Origin of the sequence: uncultured Olegusella sp. (assembly GCF_947253395.1) — a bacterium.
Classification (GTDB): domain Bacteria; phylum Actinomycetota; class Coriobacteriia; order Coriobacteriales; family Atopobiaceae; genus Olegusella.
In genome coordinates this window covers 1-15,981 of record NZ_CAMXYY010000002.1, presented here as the reverse complement: position 1 = coordinate 15,981, position 15,981 = coordinate 1, and the positions used below count along the sequence as shown (strand labels likewise).

The 15,981-nt window shown below is 48.3% G+C and carries 12 protein-coding genes; 6 read left to right on the top strand and 6 right to left on the bottom strand.

What is annotated here, in order from left to right; genetic code table 11:
- Window positions 1–147 precede the first annotated feature (147 nt).
- The 5 genes from aroA to aroQ all read left to right on the top strand — a co-directional run bounded on the left by aroA (window position 148) and on the right by aroQ (window position 6,215).
- The gene (aroA, locus tag Q0X25_RS00430; RefSeq protein WP_298578372.1) at window positions 148–1,464 is read left to right on the top strand and encodes a 3-phosphoshikimate 1-carboxyvinyltransferase; all 1,317 of its coding nucleotides are present in this window, start codon (window positions 148–150) and stop codon (window positions 1,462–1,464) included.
- Window positions 1,454–2,590, top strand: a complete 1,137-nt coding sequence (aroC, locus tag Q0X25_RS00425; RefSeq protein WP_298578262.1) for a chorismate synthase — start codon at window positions 1,454–1,456, stop codon at window positions 2,588–2,590. The genes aroA and aroC overlap by 11 nt, the downstream gene beginning before the upstream one ends.
- A 47-nt stretch (window positions 2,591–2,637) precedes the next feature.
- The gene (locus Q0X25_RS00420; protein ID WP_298578260.1) at window positions 2,638–3,783 is read left to right on the top strand and encodes a bifunctional chorismate mutase/prephenate dehydratase; all 1,146 of its coding nucleotides are present in this window, start codon (window positions 2,638–2,640) and stop codon (window positions 3,781–3,783) included.
- Complete coding sequence (locus Q0X25_RS00415; protein ID WP_298578259.1) at window positions 3,783–5,072, top strand: shikimate kinase; 1,290 nt, start codon at window positions 3,783–3,785, stop codon at window positions 5,070–5,072. Before Q0X25_RS00420 ends, Q0X25_RS00415 begins: the two co-directional genes overlap by 1 nt.
- Window positions 5,073–5,204: 132 nt before the next feature.
- Window positions 5,205–6,215 carry a type II 3-dehydroquinate dehydratase gene (gene aroQ / locus Q0X25_RS00410; protein ID WP_298578258.1) on the top strand — a complete coding sequence of 337 codons (1,011 nt, stop codon included), beginning with the start codon at window positions 5,205–5,207 and terminating at the stop codon, window positions 6,213–6,215.
- 115 nt (window positions 6,216–6,330) lie between these two features.
- On the opposite strand, the gene Q0X25_RS00405 is transcribed toward aroQ, so the two are convergent.
- The 6 genes from Q0X25_RS00405 to arcA all read right to left on the bottom strand — a co-directional run bounded on the left by Q0X25_RS00405 (window position 6,331) and on the right by arcA (window position 13,155).
- The gene (locus Q0X25_RS00405; RefSeq protein WP_298578257.1) at window positions 6,331–6,930 is read right to left on the bottom strand and encodes a 5-formyltetrahydrofolate cyclo-ligase; all 600 of its coding nucleotides are present in this window, start codon (window positions 6,928–6,930) and stop codon (window positions 6,331–6,333) included.
- A gap of 255 nt (window positions 6,931–7,185) precedes the next feature.
- Window positions 7,186–8,241 (bottom strand): tryptophan--tRNA ligase, encoded by a 1,056-nt coding sequence (gene trpS, locus Q0X25_RS00400; RefSeq protein WP_298578256.1) that lies wholly within the window; start codon window positions 8,239–8,241, stop codon window positions 7,186–7,188.
- Window positions 8,242–8,348: 107 nt separating this feature from the next.
- Window positions 8,349–8,834 (bottom strand): hypothetical protein, encoded by a 486-nt coding sequence (locus Q0X25_RS00395; protein ID WP_298578255.1) that lies wholly within the window; start codon window positions 8,832–8,834, stop codon window positions 8,349–8,351.
- A 112-nt stretch (window positions 8,835–8,946) separates the two neighbouring features.
- Complete coding sequence (locus tag Q0X25_RS00390) at window positions 8,947–10,416, bottom strand: YfcC family protein (RefSeq protein WP_298578253.1); 1,470 nt, start codon at window positions 10,414–10,416, stop codon at window positions 8,947–8,949.
- A gap of 397 nt (window positions 10,417–10,813) precedes the next feature.
- Window positions 10,814–11,806, bottom strand: coding sequence for an ornithine carbamoyltransferase (gene argF, locus Q0X25_RS00385; protein ID WP_298578251.1), 993 nt, complete (start codon window positions 11,804–11,806; stop codon window positions 10,814–10,816).
- Between the two features lie 95 nt (window positions 11,807–11,901).
- Window positions 11,902–13,155, bottom strand: a complete 1,254-nt coding sequence (arcA, locus tag Q0X25_RS00380; protein WP_298578249.1) for an arginine deiminase — start codon at window positions 13,153–13,155, stop codon at window positions 11,902–11,904.
- 578 nt (window positions 13,156–13,733) lie between these two features.
- Between arcA and ppk1 the strand changes: the two genes are divergently transcribed.
- Window positions 13,734–15,981: polyphosphate kinase 1 (gene ppk1 / locus Q0X25_RS00375; RefSeq protein WP_298578247.1), on the top strand; the 2,248-nt coding region annotated here is incomplete at its 3' end.

The window sequence follows — 15,981 nt, the reverse complement described above, 5'->3', positions numbered from 1 at the left end:
CCCAACAAAAATAAATATTTTCAAATGACTAGTTGGTAACTACTGCGACGTATTTATATCTCTTGAATTTTCCACTCTTTACCATAATCCACTCCTTACAATAACCATGTAAGAAACCAAACGAGATTTCGGAGTGCCTGCGTGGATATGCTCATTAGCCCAGGAAGTCTTGGTGGCAAGCTTAACTCTATTGCCTCCAAATCAGTCGCTCATCGACTGCTTATCTTGGCTGCATTTGCTAATAAGAACTGCAATATCGACTGCAGCAGCAGTTCACAGGATATTGATGCCACTATTGCCTGTCTCAGAGCACTTGGTGCCCGTATCACCTCTACCAAAACAGGATTTCGGGTAGTCCCCATCCCAAAAACATCAAGGTTTGAGCCACGTACCCAAGCACAGCTCGACTGCGGAGAGTCCGGCTCTACCCTGCGTTTTATGTTACCCGTAGCAGCAGCGCTTGGCGCAGACGCAAGCTTTATGGGAAGAGGGCGTTTAGCGAAACGTCCACTCGCTCAACTTACCGCAGCACTTTGCTCACACGGTTGTAATCTTTCTGAGTTTGGTAGCTGGCCACTCAAACTGACAGGACAGCTCCAAGCTGGAAACTATACCTTACCAGGCAATGTTTCTTCACAGTATGTGACTGGGCTTTTACTTGCTGCTTCCCTGCTCAAAGGCACCACAGAGATATTTGTGAGTGAACCTTTCCAATCTGAGCCCTACGTTCGCTTAACCCTAAACGCACTAAGCCTATTTGGAGTGGAATACGAAGCAGGACACAAACAGCTCGCCGACGGTAGCTATCGCGCTTATCGTGTTTTCGGGTCAGGAACACAGCTCGCGGCCCCTGAGACAATCAAGGTGGAAGGTGACTGGTCTAACGCTGCGTTTTGGCTGGTAGCAGCTGCTATCGGTAAGAAGCCAATTTCAGTCAAACAACTCAACCTGAGCAGCGCTCAAGGAGACCGCGTTATTTTGGCAGCTCTTTCCCTTTTTGGTGCGCCCGTTATTCGTGGCAACCACACCGCAAGCGTCGCTCCTGCTTCCCTACAAGGCATTCATATGGATGTTTCAAATTGCCCCGATCTTGTACCTCCTTTGGCGGTGCTTGGCGCATGTGCGGCGGGCACCACACGTCTTGTCAACGCAGGTCGCCTACGCCTCAAAGAATCAGACCGTCTGCAAACCGTCAGTGCAACACTGCAAGCACTCGGAGCACGAGCGCGCATTGAAGCCGATGATTTACTTATTAGCGGAGGCTCAACCCTTACGGGTGGAGTTGTAGACGCTGCAGGAGATCATCGTATTGCAATGATGGCAGCTATTTTGGCAACCCAATGCACCGGAGATACGCTTATCCACCGGGCAGACTGTGTTGCTAAATCCTATCCTCAGTTTTTTAAAGACTTTGCCCTACTGGGTGGCAAAGCACAAGCTCAGGAGGCCATACATGCCCTCTAGTTTTGGCAGCGCCTTGCGTGTCACCATATTTGGTCAGTCTCATTCCCCTGCTATTGGCTGCGTCATCGAAGGCCTCCCTTCGGGGCACCATATCAATCGAGAAGCACTTGAGCAGCATATGATGCGCCGCGCACCTGGTCATGCGCGCTGGTCAACGCCGCGCAAAGAGGCGGATGCCGTGTCTATTCTGTCTGGCCTTAACCAGAGCGGTACTACCTCGGGAGCACCGCTGGCACTTGTTATTCAAAACACCAATACACGTCCTGGAGATTATGAAGAGCTTAAGCGCGTGCCTCGCCCTGGTCATGCCGATTGGACAGCTCAACAAAAATGGCATGGTGCACAGGATGTCTCAGGCGGAGGACACTTCTCAGGTCGCCTCACCGCACCACTTTGTGCAGCAGGTGGTATTGCCATGCAACTTTTGTCTGAGCGTGACGTCTGCATCGCTGCCCACCTCAGCGAATGTGCAGGTATAGCCGATGAGGCATTTTTTGCCCGAGGATCTCACGCTGATGCAGAGGCACTCGCAGCACAAATACGCAGCTTAAAGGATGGCCGAAGCTTTCCCGTACTGAGTGATCAGGCAGCAGAAGAGATGCAAGCCCATATTGAGAAGGCAAGAAAATCGTGCGATTCTGTCGGTGGTATTGTGGAATGCGTTGCCACAGGACTGCCTGCAGGCATCGGCTCACCCATGTTTGACGGAATTGAATCAACCATCTCTCGTATTGTCTTTGGAATTCCCGCAGTAAAGGGTCTGGAATTTGGCGCGGGCTTTGCCGCCGCAAGAATGCTTGGCAGCGAGCACAATGACCCCTATGTCATTATTGATGGCAAGGTATATCCTGCCAAAAACGATGCAGGCGGAAATCTGGGAGGCGTTACAAGTGGCGCTCCCCTCTTGTGGCGCATGGCAGTCAAACCCACATCTTCAATCGCGCAGGAACAACGCTCAGTTGATCTCATACGCAATGAAGAGACTGTTCTTCGTGTACAGGGTAGACACGACCCCTGCATAGCCCCACGCGCTGTACCTGTAGCAGAGTCTGCATGTGCCCTTGCTATCTTGGATTCTTGGCTTGCCTGGCCTCCCTGCGGCGCAGATGATGAGCATTACCTTTAAACTACAAAAGGAACAAATAACCTCTACTTTAAGAAAGCGGAATGACCATGGCAGATATTTCAGAACTACGTAAGCATATTGACCGTATCGATGACGACATTCTTGAGCTCTTCAAAGAGCGCATGGATGTTGCTCATAAGGTCGCAGCTTATAAAGCTGAACACAAGCTTCCCGTTTTTAACCGCGATCGCGAGCATCAAATACTTGTCAATGCCGCAGCCAAGGTGCCTAAGGACCAGCAGGCCTATGTCCAAGTACTGATGTCTTTGCTTATGGAAGCTTCTCGCTCACGTCAAACGAGTGCTTTGGGTCACAGCAATCAGGTAGTTGCAAACATTAACGAAGCTCTCAAAGAGTCTCCTGAGCTTTTCCCTCGTGATGCCTTTGTTGCCTGCCAAGGCGTTGAGGGAGCTTATTCACAAATTGCAACTGATTGTCTGTTCAAGCATGCCAACATTAGCTACTTCGATACCTTTGATGGTGTTTTTCGTGCGGTTGACCAGGGATTTTCCGACTATGGTGTGCTGCCCATTGAAAATAGCAGCGCAGGATCGGTAAATGAGGTCTACGACCTCATGATGCAGTATGACTTCCATATTGTACGCACCTGCCGCCTTAAGGTTGATCACAATCTTCTTGCCAAACCAGGCACGAAACTTGAGGATATTCGCGAAATTTATAGCCATGAGCAAGCAGTTGCTCAGAGTATGAGCTTTTTGCAATCACTGCCTCACGCACAGGTACATGTGGTTGAGAATACCGCTGCTGCCTCCAAACTGGTTGCCAATTCTGAACGTAGTGATGTTGCTGCCCTTGCATCACGTGCGTGCGCAGAACTTTATGGCTTAGTTCCCCTTGCGCAAGCAGTGCAGGATCGCGATGATAACTACACCCGCTTTGCTTGTATCACAAAAAAACTCACTGTCTATCCTGGTGCAGACCGCAGTTCTTTGATGCTTGTCGTTGGCAATGAACCTGGGGCTCTTTTCAAAGTGCTTGCTAAGTTTTATGCCCTCGATATCAATATCATTAAACTTGAGAGTCGGCCTATTCTAGGCAAGGACTTTGAGTTCATGTTTTATTTTGATGTGGATTGTCCCGTCGTAGCTCCTGAATTTACACAGCTCATGTCAACCCTCGGCAATGTCTGCGAAGACATGCGCTATCTCGGAAGTTACCGTGAGGTCATCTAATGGCTGAAGCCCCTGACTCTCGCTTTGGCCTCCTTGGTCGCAAACTTGGCCATAGCTGGTCACCTCGCATCCACAAGATGCTAGGCTCGGCTCCCTATGCGCTTTTCGAACGTGAGCCAGAAGAGCTTAAAGACTTTATTCGCCATGGTACATGGCAGGGGCTCAATGTCACCATTCCTTACAAGGTCAATGCTTTTGCACTGGCTGACGAGGTAAGTGAACGTGCGCAACGCATAGGTACTGCCAACACCTTGATCAAACGCCGTGATGGCAGCATTTTTGCCGATAATAGCGATGTGGGCGGCTTTGCTTGGATGCTCAAACGCTTTTGTAAACATCACTGGGGTACAAATGGAGTTCAGCTACTTTCTGATTTGCCTGTTGTCGTTTTGGGGTCTGGTGGCGCAAGTCAAGCAGTGCAAGCCGCTCTTAAGGAATTGGAAGCCTCTGTCAGTGTCATCTCCCGTCATAGTGACGATAGCTATGACACACTTGACACACGCCATGCAGATGCTGAGCTTCTCATCAATACAACGCCTGTGGGTATGTATCCCAACTGTCCTGCAAGCCCCCTGAGCAATACAACACTAGCAAGGCTCAGTCATCTGCGAGGAGTCATTGATATCGTCTACAACCCCGCACGCACGGGCCTTTGTTTACAAGCAGAACGTCTTGGCATTCCTTTTGAGTCTGGACTTGCCATGCTTGTTGCTCAGGCAGCTCTTTCATCTGAGCTTTTCTTGAGCACTACCCATTCACAGAAAACGATTGAAATGATTGAGCGTGAGTTGCGCAGTTCTATGACCAATATCTGTTTAATCGGAATGCCAGGAGTTGGCAAGACGAGTACGGGCGCCCTTTTAGCACGCAAATTGCATCGTCCTTTTATTGACCTTGATGCAGCTTTTGAAATAAAAGAAGACAGCACCGCTGCAGGCTTTATCAGCGCACATGGCGAAGCTGCTTTTCGTGACGCTGAATCTCAAATTCTTGCAGACTATGCAAGTAGGTCAGGTCTTGTTATCTCCTGTGGTGGCGGTGTAGTTGTACGCAAAGAAAACTACGATTTGCTTCACCAAAATGGACTTATCGTGATGCTAGATCGCCCTATTGAACAGCTTTCCACTAGGGGCAGACCCCTCTCACAGTCCAAAGGGCTCGTCCAGCTTGCAGCCGAACGCATGAATCTCTATCGTAGCTGGGCAGATATCATTGTTGCGTGCACTGGTTCTCCTGCAGGTGATGCGCACGCTATTTCTGACTTCCTAAAAACCCAAACAACAGAATAATTAATGTTCTCAACTAATTTCTTTTTTTGCCTAAACATGCTGCCACTCACCGTTTGAGCTTTGTAAAAGCTATATGTAGGGCAGAATCTTTCCTATACTAAAGTTTCGCAACTCCAGGGAGGATAGAGTCTTATGGCAGTCGAAGCTTCGCCTTCGTCAATCGCGAAATCAGTACTTTTGAGTGTAGGTGGCAAAGAAAATGTCCGCTCTAACTCTTTGTGCATGACACGCCTTAGGCTGCGTATCGTCAATCCTGATGAAGTTGACGATGAAGCGCTGGAATCCATCCCTGGCGTACTTGGTTTAGCTTCACGAGGTTTCGATGGTCTTGAGGTGGTTTTTGGGCCGCGCCTCGTTCGTGATGTATACAACTCCTTTGTTGAACTCACGGGCCTTAATCCTGAAGATGCAGATACTGTGGTGGGTACATCTCCTTTAGCATCCAATCTACGTGTGCGTATCAGCCCTTCTCGTCAGCGTTCTTATGAAGCACAATCACGTGCCAACAATGCCACTTTATTTGGTGGTGCGCATCTTTTGAGTCATGCCCATTCTGATGTTGATGACTTGGCAGGACTTAGCCAACTTTTTGAGCAAGATACGACAGGCGAAGCAGACGTCGTGCAAGAAACGTCAAACGAACTCGGCACTGCTGATGATTTTAAGGATGAGAGTATCTCTACTCAAGACTACAGACTTCTTATCATCAACGGGCCTAATATCAATATGCTTGGCATTCGTGAACCTGATATTTATGGTCATAGCAGCTACGATGATCTACTCACCCTTTGCAAAGCGGTAGCCAGTGAAACTGGCTTTAGTACATGCTCATGTTTTCAGTCCAACCATGAAGGCGATATCGTTGACCGCATCCAAGATGCCTATCAGGTTTATGACGGTATTATCATCAATCCAGGAGCTCTGACACATACTTCAATTGCTTTGCTTGATGCCCTACGCGCAGTTGATATTCCCACTATCGAGGTACATATTTCTGAGGTAGACAAGCGTGAAGCATTTAGACAGATTTCTTACGTGCGCGGCGCATGCTTTGAGTCTATTGTGGGCTTAGGTGTCGAGGGCTACGCCAAAGCTATTAGGGATATGGCCGCTCATTTGAATGTCACTGCGTGCAAGCTGTAGTCGTCATTTCTACAGCCTGTAGTAAAGGTGCATCGTAAACCCACTAGGATATAAAGATGCGTCGTGAACCATCTACGAAGCAATAGCGTGTTGTAAACCCGCTGCAAAGAAGCAACTAAGCACAATGCCAGACAGCATTTTCGGTGATGAGGTAATCAACGGCAATGGCTTTGTCTCCATGTGGCAACGGGTTGCTTGAGACCTGCATCGAACGGACAAGAGCAAGCTTGTGACCAGGATAGAAGGCAAGAAACTCATCGAGTTTATCGTCATCTTCACCAACACGATACCCTTGGCCATCAAACACTAGCCCGGATACGATACAGAGCGACTCTACAAGCTCGCTGCAGCTGAAGCCCAACGTATCACCTTCGGCACGGCAACGAGATGCCTCGGGAATCGTATACTCTGTAACGTCAAGTTCTGCTTCAGAAAAAATCTCAATACAGTCGGCAACACCATTGCAATTCAAGCAAAGCCCCACACGTTTACCAGCAGCAAAAGCTCGCTTGGCAAGGGCTGTCATAGAGATACCGCCTTGGTCGCTTGCAGGTAGCAAGACGACTTGTGCACGAGTCCACAAATCAAGTTTGGCTAACAGGTCAAGCGCACCTTCATTGTCTGTAGTACTGCTGATAACAGGAGTCGGTAATGCACGCAGATAACTTGCTTCAAGTGCAGTCTTACTTGCGTCTGCTCCATTTGAGCTTGCCATGCATTTCTCCTCTACTGCGCTACAGTGTCAGTCTAAAAATCATAGCAAAAGCTTTCACCTACGTTAGCGATAAACTCATGCTGTGTTCTTATGCACCTAAGTATGCGCATAAAACCTTTGATAGTATCGATGTGCTCATCGTAAGCGGAAGAGTAAAAATCAACCTTCGTATACGACCTGATATCAGGGTGCGTTTTTTGTATCGTCAAGCGTACACTCCGCCACTAAAAACAAAATGCACCCACGAAGCTTGATTTAGTAAACCATGCCCATCGCCTCTTGCACCTCGGCAAGCGTGGCCTGAGCAAGCTCGTTAGCGCGTCTATTGCCATCGTGTAGCACGTCTTTGATGTAATCAAGATCCTGCTCGTACTCACGACGTTTCTCACGAATTGGTGCAAAATAGCCGTTAACTGCCTCGGTAACATAACGTTTCAGCGCACCGCCACCGCCCATACCAATCTCTTCTGCAATCTCCTTGGGATCGCGACCTGTGCAAATACCTGCTGTAGTAAGCAACGCAGAGACACCGGGACGATTCTCAGGATCAAAGGTAATATTGCGATCGGAGTCGGTCTTGGACTTCTTGATGAGCTTTGCGGTTTCTTCTGCCGTCATGCACAAAGAGATAGCGTTGCCATAAGACTTGCTCATCTTGCGACCATCTAGACCAGGAAGCAGGGGCGTAGAGGTAAGGAGCCCCGCGACCTCAGGAAACACCTTACAGTGATACCGGTCGTTAAAACGGCGCGCAATTTTACTTGTTATCTCAATATGAGGCAACTGATCGCGACCAACAGGAACGATATTGCCCTTGCAAAACAAAATATCGCAGGCTTGATGTACGGGATAGGTCAAAAGCAAACCTGTCAGAGCATGTCCACTAGCTTCCTGCTCGGCTTTAACCGTAGGGTTACGTGCAAGCTCGGCTTCTGAAACCAAGGAGAGAAAAGGTAACATCAGCTGATTGGCTGCAGGCACTGCTGAGTGAGTAAAAATCATGGTCTTTGCAGGATCAATGCCACAAGCAAGATAATCCATCACCATGTTATAGACATTATCCTGGATATGCTCAGTGGTATCGCGATCGGTGATGACCTGATAGTCCGCAATGATGACGTTGGACTTAACGCCCATGTTTTGTAGGCGTACACGCTCAATCAGAGTGCCAAAGTAATGACCCATATGCAGACGTCCTGTAGGGCGATCGCCTGTAAGCATGGTATAAGCTTCGGTTTTGCCATCGGCAAGATCTGCCTGAATTTGGTTGCTACGCCTCAGCGCTGCTTCATAACTTCCCTCGTTGGGCATCAAGGCCTCCTCTAATCTCGTTAACGTTCTCTATCATAGGCTATACATCCCAGCAGCTGGATAGTCAAAATGTAATGCTTGAATAAATGCTTTGATTAAAATGGCCTTTAGTCATCAAATACCGCGGCTTCCTCACGCAAGGCAAGAATCGCTGCAAATGCATGAAGCGCTCCCAACAAAAGGGTAAAGAGTGCATCAAAAAATCCAATAAGAGCAAAGATATGAAATAGCTCGGCGGAGCCCACAGGTTTAAGCGTCGTACCAAAAGCCGCTGAATAAAATGAACCTACCAGCACATAATCAAGGGCAAGACAAACAAAGGCAGTAACAGCCGATGCAACGCCCCTCCCCAAAGATGGATGATAATCCTTGCGCGCTCGAGAGCGGTATCGCAACTCCCCCACTATACCTAAAGCAAGCTGTACTAACGCAACAAGCAAAACAATGTTACCAATGCTTGCAGGCTTAGCTGACACTACCGCAAAGCTATCAGGATGCATGACGATAACAAACGTAGCTATAACAGAAATCGCAGCAGTAGCCAACGCGACACGCGAAGAAAGCTTAGTGAGGTTTTGGGATTGAAAAAACATAAAGATTTATCCATTCAAACAAAGAAAACGAGCCAACGCCCTAAATTGTGACATAAGAGAAGGACTCCTGAAGCCAGGAGTCCTTCTTGTCTAACAGTTGTTGCGTAAAAACTTATGCAGGAATCACAGTCATAGCGATAGCAAGAATAATCACGCAAACCACAGACAGGATAGCCACAAGCTTGATGGCAAACTTGAACCAAGTGGAGTACTCAACACGAGCAAGAGCAAGGCCACCCATAATTGCTGCGGAGGTCGGGGTAATCAGGTTGACAACACCGCAGGCAGCAGAGAAAACCATGATCATAACTGCAGGGTTAAAGCCAAGCTTGACAGCCAAGGGCCCCATGATGGGCATGGAAACGCCAGCCATACCAGAAGTCGAAGGAATCAGGAAGGAAAGCAGGAAGTAAAGCAGGTAGCTGCCGACAGCAAAGACAGGAGCAGAGGTACCTTTCAGTGCGGCGGCAGCATTGTTCAAAACAAAGTTGGAAAGGTTGGTTGCGTTCATGATCATGGTGACGCCACGGGCAACAGCAATAATCATGACAACAGACATCATTTCGCCTGCACCAGTCATAAAGGTGTCCACAATCTCGTGCTCAGAGAAGCCATAGACAACACCAATGATGATGGCCATGAGAAGGAACCACGTGGTGGACTGAGCAAAGTACCACTGACCCAGAGGAAGGTCGGTCAGGAAACCAGACCAAGACTCAAAGAAGGTAATGCCAAAGCTGCCCCAAGGCACAAAGCCGAGGATCATGATGAGGAAGGAAAAAGCAAAGACCCAAAGAACTGCCTTCTGCTTACCGGTCAGCTGAGCGTCGCCAACCTCAGCGATGTTGTTACCGTAAGCCTCGCGAGCAGCCTCGAGTTCAGAGTCGGACATAAGGGTTGCAGAGGGGTCCTTGCGCACCTTCTTGGCGTACTGCATAACGATGAAAGAAGAAACTGCCCACGTAGCAATAAGGAGGATAAGACCAAGCGCAATGGTAACGCCTTGATCAACTGCAATGCCAACACTTTCGCCACTGAGAGCGTCAACAGCTGCACCAACTGCAAAGGGGTTAACGGTGGAGCCGAGGCAACCAACGCCAGCACCCAAAAGAATCATCATGACACCCGTCATGGGGTCAAAGCCTGCAGCCATCATGGTTGCAGCAAGCAGGATGTAAAAGCCGACGGTCTCTTCGCAGAAGCCATAGGTAGAGCCCAGTATTGCAAAGATCAACATCAAAACAGGAATGAGGACAAGCTCCTTGCCATGCATCTTCTTAACAAGATTGGTAATACCAACGTTAAGAGCATTGGTCTTGTTGACGATGCCAAGAAAACCGCCCAGGACCATAACAAAGAGGCAGACGGGCATTGCGTCACCAAAACCATTAACGGCTGCCATGGTGAACGTGCCGAGAGAAGCACCTGCGACAAGCTCCTTTGCGCCATCTGCGGTCTTCGCACCAGTAGCCTGACCATTAAGCAGCCATGAGATGGCTACCACAACAATCATGAGGAGGAAAATAATACTAAACGAAGTTAGCATCTCCCTCTTCTTCTTTGGCTTAGTTACCTCAGCCATTCCAACTCCTTTCCTTGCGCCTTCAGGCGCTCCAACAAAACTTGTGCCTATCACACAACAAAACATGTGTAATATTAGCGAAACTACGATATCACAACTCCATCACAATGGTGAGCGTAAGCAATTTGTCGGTGAAAATATTCGATTATCTTCTTTGGATAACTTTATCTAGTCTCACCAAGTTTAACCATGAATAACCAGCATGTTTTAGAAGAATAAACATAAAAGAGTTTCCATTCCTATGTTTTATTCAACTAAAATTTGCAATATTTTGAGAATACAAAAATCAGAATAGAAAAATTACTACTTGACAATGGATCAATCTTATAGTAGTCCCAAAAAAACCTCCTTGGATTCAAAACCCAAGGAGGTGCCTTGCTTTATATAAATCAAAAACTTACTTCAGAGTTGCGTACATGACAGCCTTGATGGTATGCATGCGGTTCTCTGCCTCGTCAAAGACGCGAGACTGACGACCCTCGAAGACCTCGTCAGTAACCTCCATCTCGGTGATACCAAACTCCTCGGCAACCTCCTTGCCATGGGTGGTATTGGTGTCATGGAAGGAAGGTAGGCAGTGCTCAAAGATAGCGTTGGGGTTAGCCTCAGCCATGAGCTCCTTGGTAACACGGTAAGGCTTCAGAAGCTTGATGCGCTCACCAAACAGGTCATAGGACTCACCCATGGAAACCCAAATGTCGGTGTAGAGGCAGTCGCAGTTCTTGGCGCCCTCGTGGGGATCCTCGGTCAGCACAATCTCGCAGCCGTTCTCAGCAGCAATCTCACGGCAGGTAGCAACAAGCTCAGCATCTGGCATGCGTGCCTCAGGACCGCAAGCGCAGAAGTTGATGCCAAGCTTAGCGCAAACAACCATCAAAGAGTTAGCAACATTGTTGCGAGCATCACCAAAGAAGGTAAGCTTCTTGCCGCGGATGTCACCAAACTCTTCCTTCATGGTAAGGATGTCAGCGAGCATCTGGGTGGGATGGAACTTATCGGTCAGACCATTCCAGGTAGGAACGCCAGACTTCTCTGCAATCTCCTCAACCTGCTCTTGAGCAAAGCCGCGGTACTCAATACCATCAAACATGCGGCCAAGAACACGGGCAGTGTCCTCAGTGGACTCTTTGTGGCCCATCTGAGAGCTGTTGGGGTCTAGATACGTAACACCCATGCCAAGGTCATAAGCGCCGACCTCAAAAGCGCAACGGGTGCGCGTAGAGGTCTTTTGGAAAATAAGAACAACATTCTTACCCTCAAGGTAACGATGAGGGATACCAGCGCGCTTCATGTTCTTGAACTGAGCCGCCAGATCAAGAAGATAGTTGATCTCAGCAGGAGTGTAGTCAAGCAGCTTAAGGAAATTGCGGCCGGACAAAGAGATGGCCATAATTCATTCCTTTCGTAAAAAAATTTTTTATATCTGACCTACAAGCCAAAGGGCAGGTAAAACCTGCCCTTTGGGTATTACTTTTTAAGCGCCACCTACGCGAGGTCCTCACGCCAGAAGGGCATGGACATGCAACGGGGGCCGCCACGGCCGCGGGAAAGCTCTGCGGAAGGCATAACAAGAAGGTCGAGACCTTCCTTGTACAGAACATCGTTGGTAACGGTGTTGCGCTGGTACACGCAAATCTTGCCAGGTGCAACTGCAAGGGTGTTGGAACCATCGTTCCACTGCTCGCGAGCTGCTGCAACGGGATCGCCGCCACCGCACTTGATGAGCTGGACGGCATCCAGACCCATGGCCTTTGCCAGAACGTGCTCGAGAGTGTCGTTCATTTCCTCGATAGCAATCTCGCCCTCAGAAGCACCCTTGGTGAGCTTGAAGACCTGCAGGGTACCCATAATGCCTGGGTGAATGGTGAACTTGTCAACATCAATCTGGGTAAAGACGGTGTCAAGGTGCATAAAGGCACGAGACACGGGGATGTTGAATGCGTAGATGGTGTCAATCTCGCACTGGTCTGCCTTCTCCCAGAACATGTGCTGAGCCAAAGCGTCAATGGCAGCAGCCTCCGTACGCTGAGAGATACCAATTGCCAAGGTGTGAGCGTTGATGTTGAGAACGTCGCCACCCTCGGTATGGTAAGCAGAATCGCGACGATACCACAGAGGAGACTCTTTGTACTCAGGGTGATCGCGGAAGATGTACTTGCCATACAAAGTCTCGCGATTACGAGTGACAGAGTACATGTGGTTGAGGTTTACGCCGTGGCCAACAATTGCGAAGGGGTCACGAGTAAAGTAGGTGTTGGGCATGGGATCAATCAAAAGATCAGACTCACTGTCCTGATCTGCGCCAACAAGATCAGCAAGCAGATTGCTGGAATGAGTCGGAAGCTCAAGCTCGTTCTTACGAATACCAGCGATAGTCTTCTCTACGAAGGTCTGGGTGTCCTCAATGGAATCCATAAACTCCTTGACAACGGCACGGGTGTGCGTGCCACGAAGACCAGACTCGTCGAGCCACTGGTTGGTGAACTCCTCACGAGTGCCTGCTGCATCAAGAGCCTCAGCAACGAGCTTCTCAAGGTACAAAACCTCAGCACCCTGCTCACGCAGAATCTCTGCAAAGCGATCATGCTCCTCCTGAGCTACCTCAAGGAAAGGCACGTCGTCAAAAAGCAGACGACCGAGCTCATCGGGCGGCAGGTTGAGCAGTTCCTCGCCAGGACGGTGGAGCAGTACCTTTTTGAGGGCACCAATCTCGCTGTGGACGTTAAGTCCCTTAGGCATGATTTCCTCCCACTCCTTTGTGCCAGTCTTCTGGCACAACTCGAATAGAAACATCACATCGGCATCGCAGTTTTTTATCTAAAGCCGCAAGCCTCTGCATTACAATTCCTAACTATATCCAATAGTTTTTAATTTCGATAGCTATAAATTTGTTCACGGGGGAACGGTATTATTTTTTCGTTGAGCGGTTATTCGTGACAAATTTAGATGGTTATATTCACAATTCTTCCCTTATTACCTGCATAAAGTCATCATTATTTCTTGATTATTTCATTGGGACTTCTTTTTATCTGGCTGTAGTTCTAGAATTTGAGAGAGTGATGTAACATTCATGTAATATACATTTTATTTACAAAACACGGTTTTTTATTCCTATTATAGAGAATGCATTTCACATATAAACATCTCTAAAAAATTTTTTCTCAAACAAATTTTTACCAGATTTCCTACAACTTTTATTATGCTTCGCTAACAAAAAATGCATTCCGTAAAATTTTATATTGGTCAAACACAGCCCGTGCACGCTATCAGCTGATAAAATGAAGCTTGTTGAGCACATAAGAAATGGGGGGTTGTGTATGGCAGACAAAGCTGCGGCCACGCAAGACAAAAATCCTGAAAAGTCAGCAAAGGCTACAAAGGAAACTGCTTCTCCAAAGAATTCTTCTCAAAAAGAAAAAAACCAATCACCACAACTGGATTTTTCGTATACGCAAAACCGCGAGATTAGTTGGTTGCGCTTTAATGACCGTGTGCTTGACGAAGCTTTAGATGAAACCGTCCCCCTCTTTGAACGACTGAAATTCGTATCTATCTTTGACTCAAACCTTGATGAGTGGTTTATGATTCGTATCGGTGGTCTTTCCGATTTGAATCTCCTTAAACATCAGCCCACAGATAACAAATCAAATCAAACTCCCGCCGAGCAGCTTCGGGCTATCTTTAACGTACTTCCCAGCTACATTGAAAAGCAAGAAAAAGCGCTGGAGATTATTGAGTCACAACTTTCTCATCGCGGTCTCGCACGTGCAAGCTGTGAAACTATGAGCGATGCTGACAAGGCCGTTGTCTCTAAATATTTTGACACACACATTGCGCCTATCATCTCACCGCAAATTGTCGATCCTCGTCATCCATTCCCCAATCTGCGTAATATGCAGCTTTATGTGACCTGCTCACTCAATGGACCTGATGAGTCGGGAATGCTGGGCATTATTGAAGTACCCTCGTCACTCCCCCGTGTGATTCCCCTGCCAAGTACCCAAGAGGTATGGCGTTATACCCTCATCGAAGATGTAATTCGTACGCGCCTCGATGGACTCTTTGGCAATTACCTACCAACTGCTTCTGCGATCATCCGTCTCACACGCAATGCAGATATCGATCCTGATGGCGAAGGGGTTGGTGAAGAAGAAGACTATCGTCAACATATGAAACGCGTACTCAAGCTACGCCAGCGTTTGCAGCCAGTGCGCCTACAAATTCAAGGACAACTTCCCAAAGATTTGGAGAAATTTATCCTCAGCGAGACAGAACTGCCCCGCAAGCGTGTCTTCCGCGTTACTATCCCTCTCGATTTGGGCTATATCTTTTCGCTTGACTCGCACTTACCTGCAGATTCGCGAGCGACGCTGCTGTATAATCCCTTCTCACCTCAGCCTTCTTCAATGGTTGATATGTCAAAACCCATTCGTCCACAAGTTGAAGCTAACGATATCCTGCTCTTTTATCCCTATGAGTCGATGGACCCGCTGCTACAACTTATCCATGAAGCGTCATCGGATGATGACTGTATCCAGATTAAAATTACGCTTTACCGCGTAGCCAAACTCTCTAAGCTGTGCGAATCTTTAATTGCAGCATCCGAAAATAACAAAGATGTCACCGTGTTAATGGAGCTGCGCGCACGCTTTGATGAGGCAAACAATATCGCTTGGGCAGAACGCCTCGAAGACGCAGGCTGCACCGTCATTTATGGCCAAGAAGGCTTTAAGGTGCACTCCAAGATTTGCCAGATTACCTATCACCAACAGGGCGAAATAAAGCGAATCACCTGCCTTGGTACTGGCAATTTCAATGAGAAGACAGCGGGTCTATACTCCGACTTTATGCTACTTACCGCACACGAGGGCATTGGTGAAGATGGCAATGTATTCTTCCGCAATCTTTCGTTAGGCAATCTACACGGCAGTTACCGCTATCTTGGCGTGGCGCCTACCCGTCTCAAGCCTTTGGTGATGAGTGGTCTTGATCGCGAGATTCATCGCGCAAAAAGTAGTCATGAAGCCGCAGTTCTCATGAAGATGAACTCGCTCACTGACCGCGATGTCATTGATAAGATCTCAGAAGCCTGCGAAGCTGGTGTTCAAGTAACACTTATCGTTCGTGGTATTTGCTGTATCAAAGCAGGCGTCCCAGGCAAAACCGACGGATTGGTAGTACGCCAGATTGTGGGGCGCTTCCTTGAACATGCTCGTGTCTACGCCTTTGGATCCGAGATGGATACTATCTATCTCTCCTCTGCCGACATGATGACACGTAATACCGAACGTCGCGTTGAGATTGCCTATCCCGTGCTTGACCCACGTTGTCGTCAAATGGTCAAAGAATACATGGATCTCCAGCTTGCTGATAACACCAAGGCTCGTCAGCTCACCTCTGATGGCAGCTGGCAAAAGATTGAACTCGCCGAAGGCGAACTACTCGTTAACTCTCAGGAAAAACTATGCGCGCTTGCCAGCGAACGCGCCCGGAAAGCAGCTGATGCCCAGGCCACTGCAAAACGTCATCACATTCAGAACTCCCATGGCAGAGGCCCTTCTGTAG

What these genes read in the sequence shown, in the direction of transcription:
- Q0X25_RS00390 (WP_298578253.1), bottom strand. Translation starts at nt 10,416, where the DNA reads ATGGCTGAGGTAACTAAGCCAAAGAAGAAGAGGGAGATGCTAACTTCG.
- aroC (WP_298578262.1), top strand. Translation starts at nt 1,454, where the DNA reads ATGCCCTCTAGTTTTGGCAGCGCCTTGCGTGTCACCATATTTGGTCAG.
- aroQ (WP_298578258.1), top strand. Translation starts at nt 5,205, where the DNA reads ATGGCAGTCGAAGCTTCGCCTTCGTCAATCGCGAAATCAGTACTTTTG.
- Q0X25_RS00405 (WP_298578257.1), bottom strand. Translation starts at nt 6,930, where the DNA reads ATGGCAAGCTCAAATGGAGCAGACGCAAGTAAGACTGCACTTGAAGCA.
- Q0X25_RS00395 (WP_298578255.1), bottom strand. Translation starts at nt 8,834, where the DNA reads ATGTTTTTTCAATCCCAAAACCTCACTAAGCTTTCTTCGCGTGTCGCG.
- argF (WP_298578251.1), bottom strand. Translation starts at nt 11,806, where the DNA reads ATGGCCATCTCTTTGTCCGGCCGCAATTTCCTTAAGCTGCTTGACTAC.
- Q0X25_RS00420 (WP_298578260.1), top strand. Translation starts at nt 2,638, where the DNA reads ATGGCAGATATTTCAGAACTACGTAAGCATATTGACCGTATCGATGAC.
- Q0X25_RS00415 (WP_298578259.1), top strand. Translation starts at nt 3,783, where the DNA reads ATGGCTGAAGCCCCTGACTCTCGCTTTGGCCTCCTTGGTCGCAAACTT.
- arcA (WP_298578249.1), bottom strand. Translation starts at nt 13,155, where the DNA reads ATGCCTAAGGGACTTAACGTCCACAGCGAGATTGGTGCCCTCAAAAAG.
- trpS (WP_298578256.1), bottom strand. Translation starts at nt 8,241, where the DNA reads ATGCCCAACGAGGGAAGTTATGAAGCAGCGCTGAGGCGTAGCAACCAA.
- aroA (WP_298578372.1), top strand. Translation starts at nt 148, where the DNA reads ATGCTCATTAGCCCAGGAAGTCTTGGTGGCAAGCTTAACTCTATTGCC.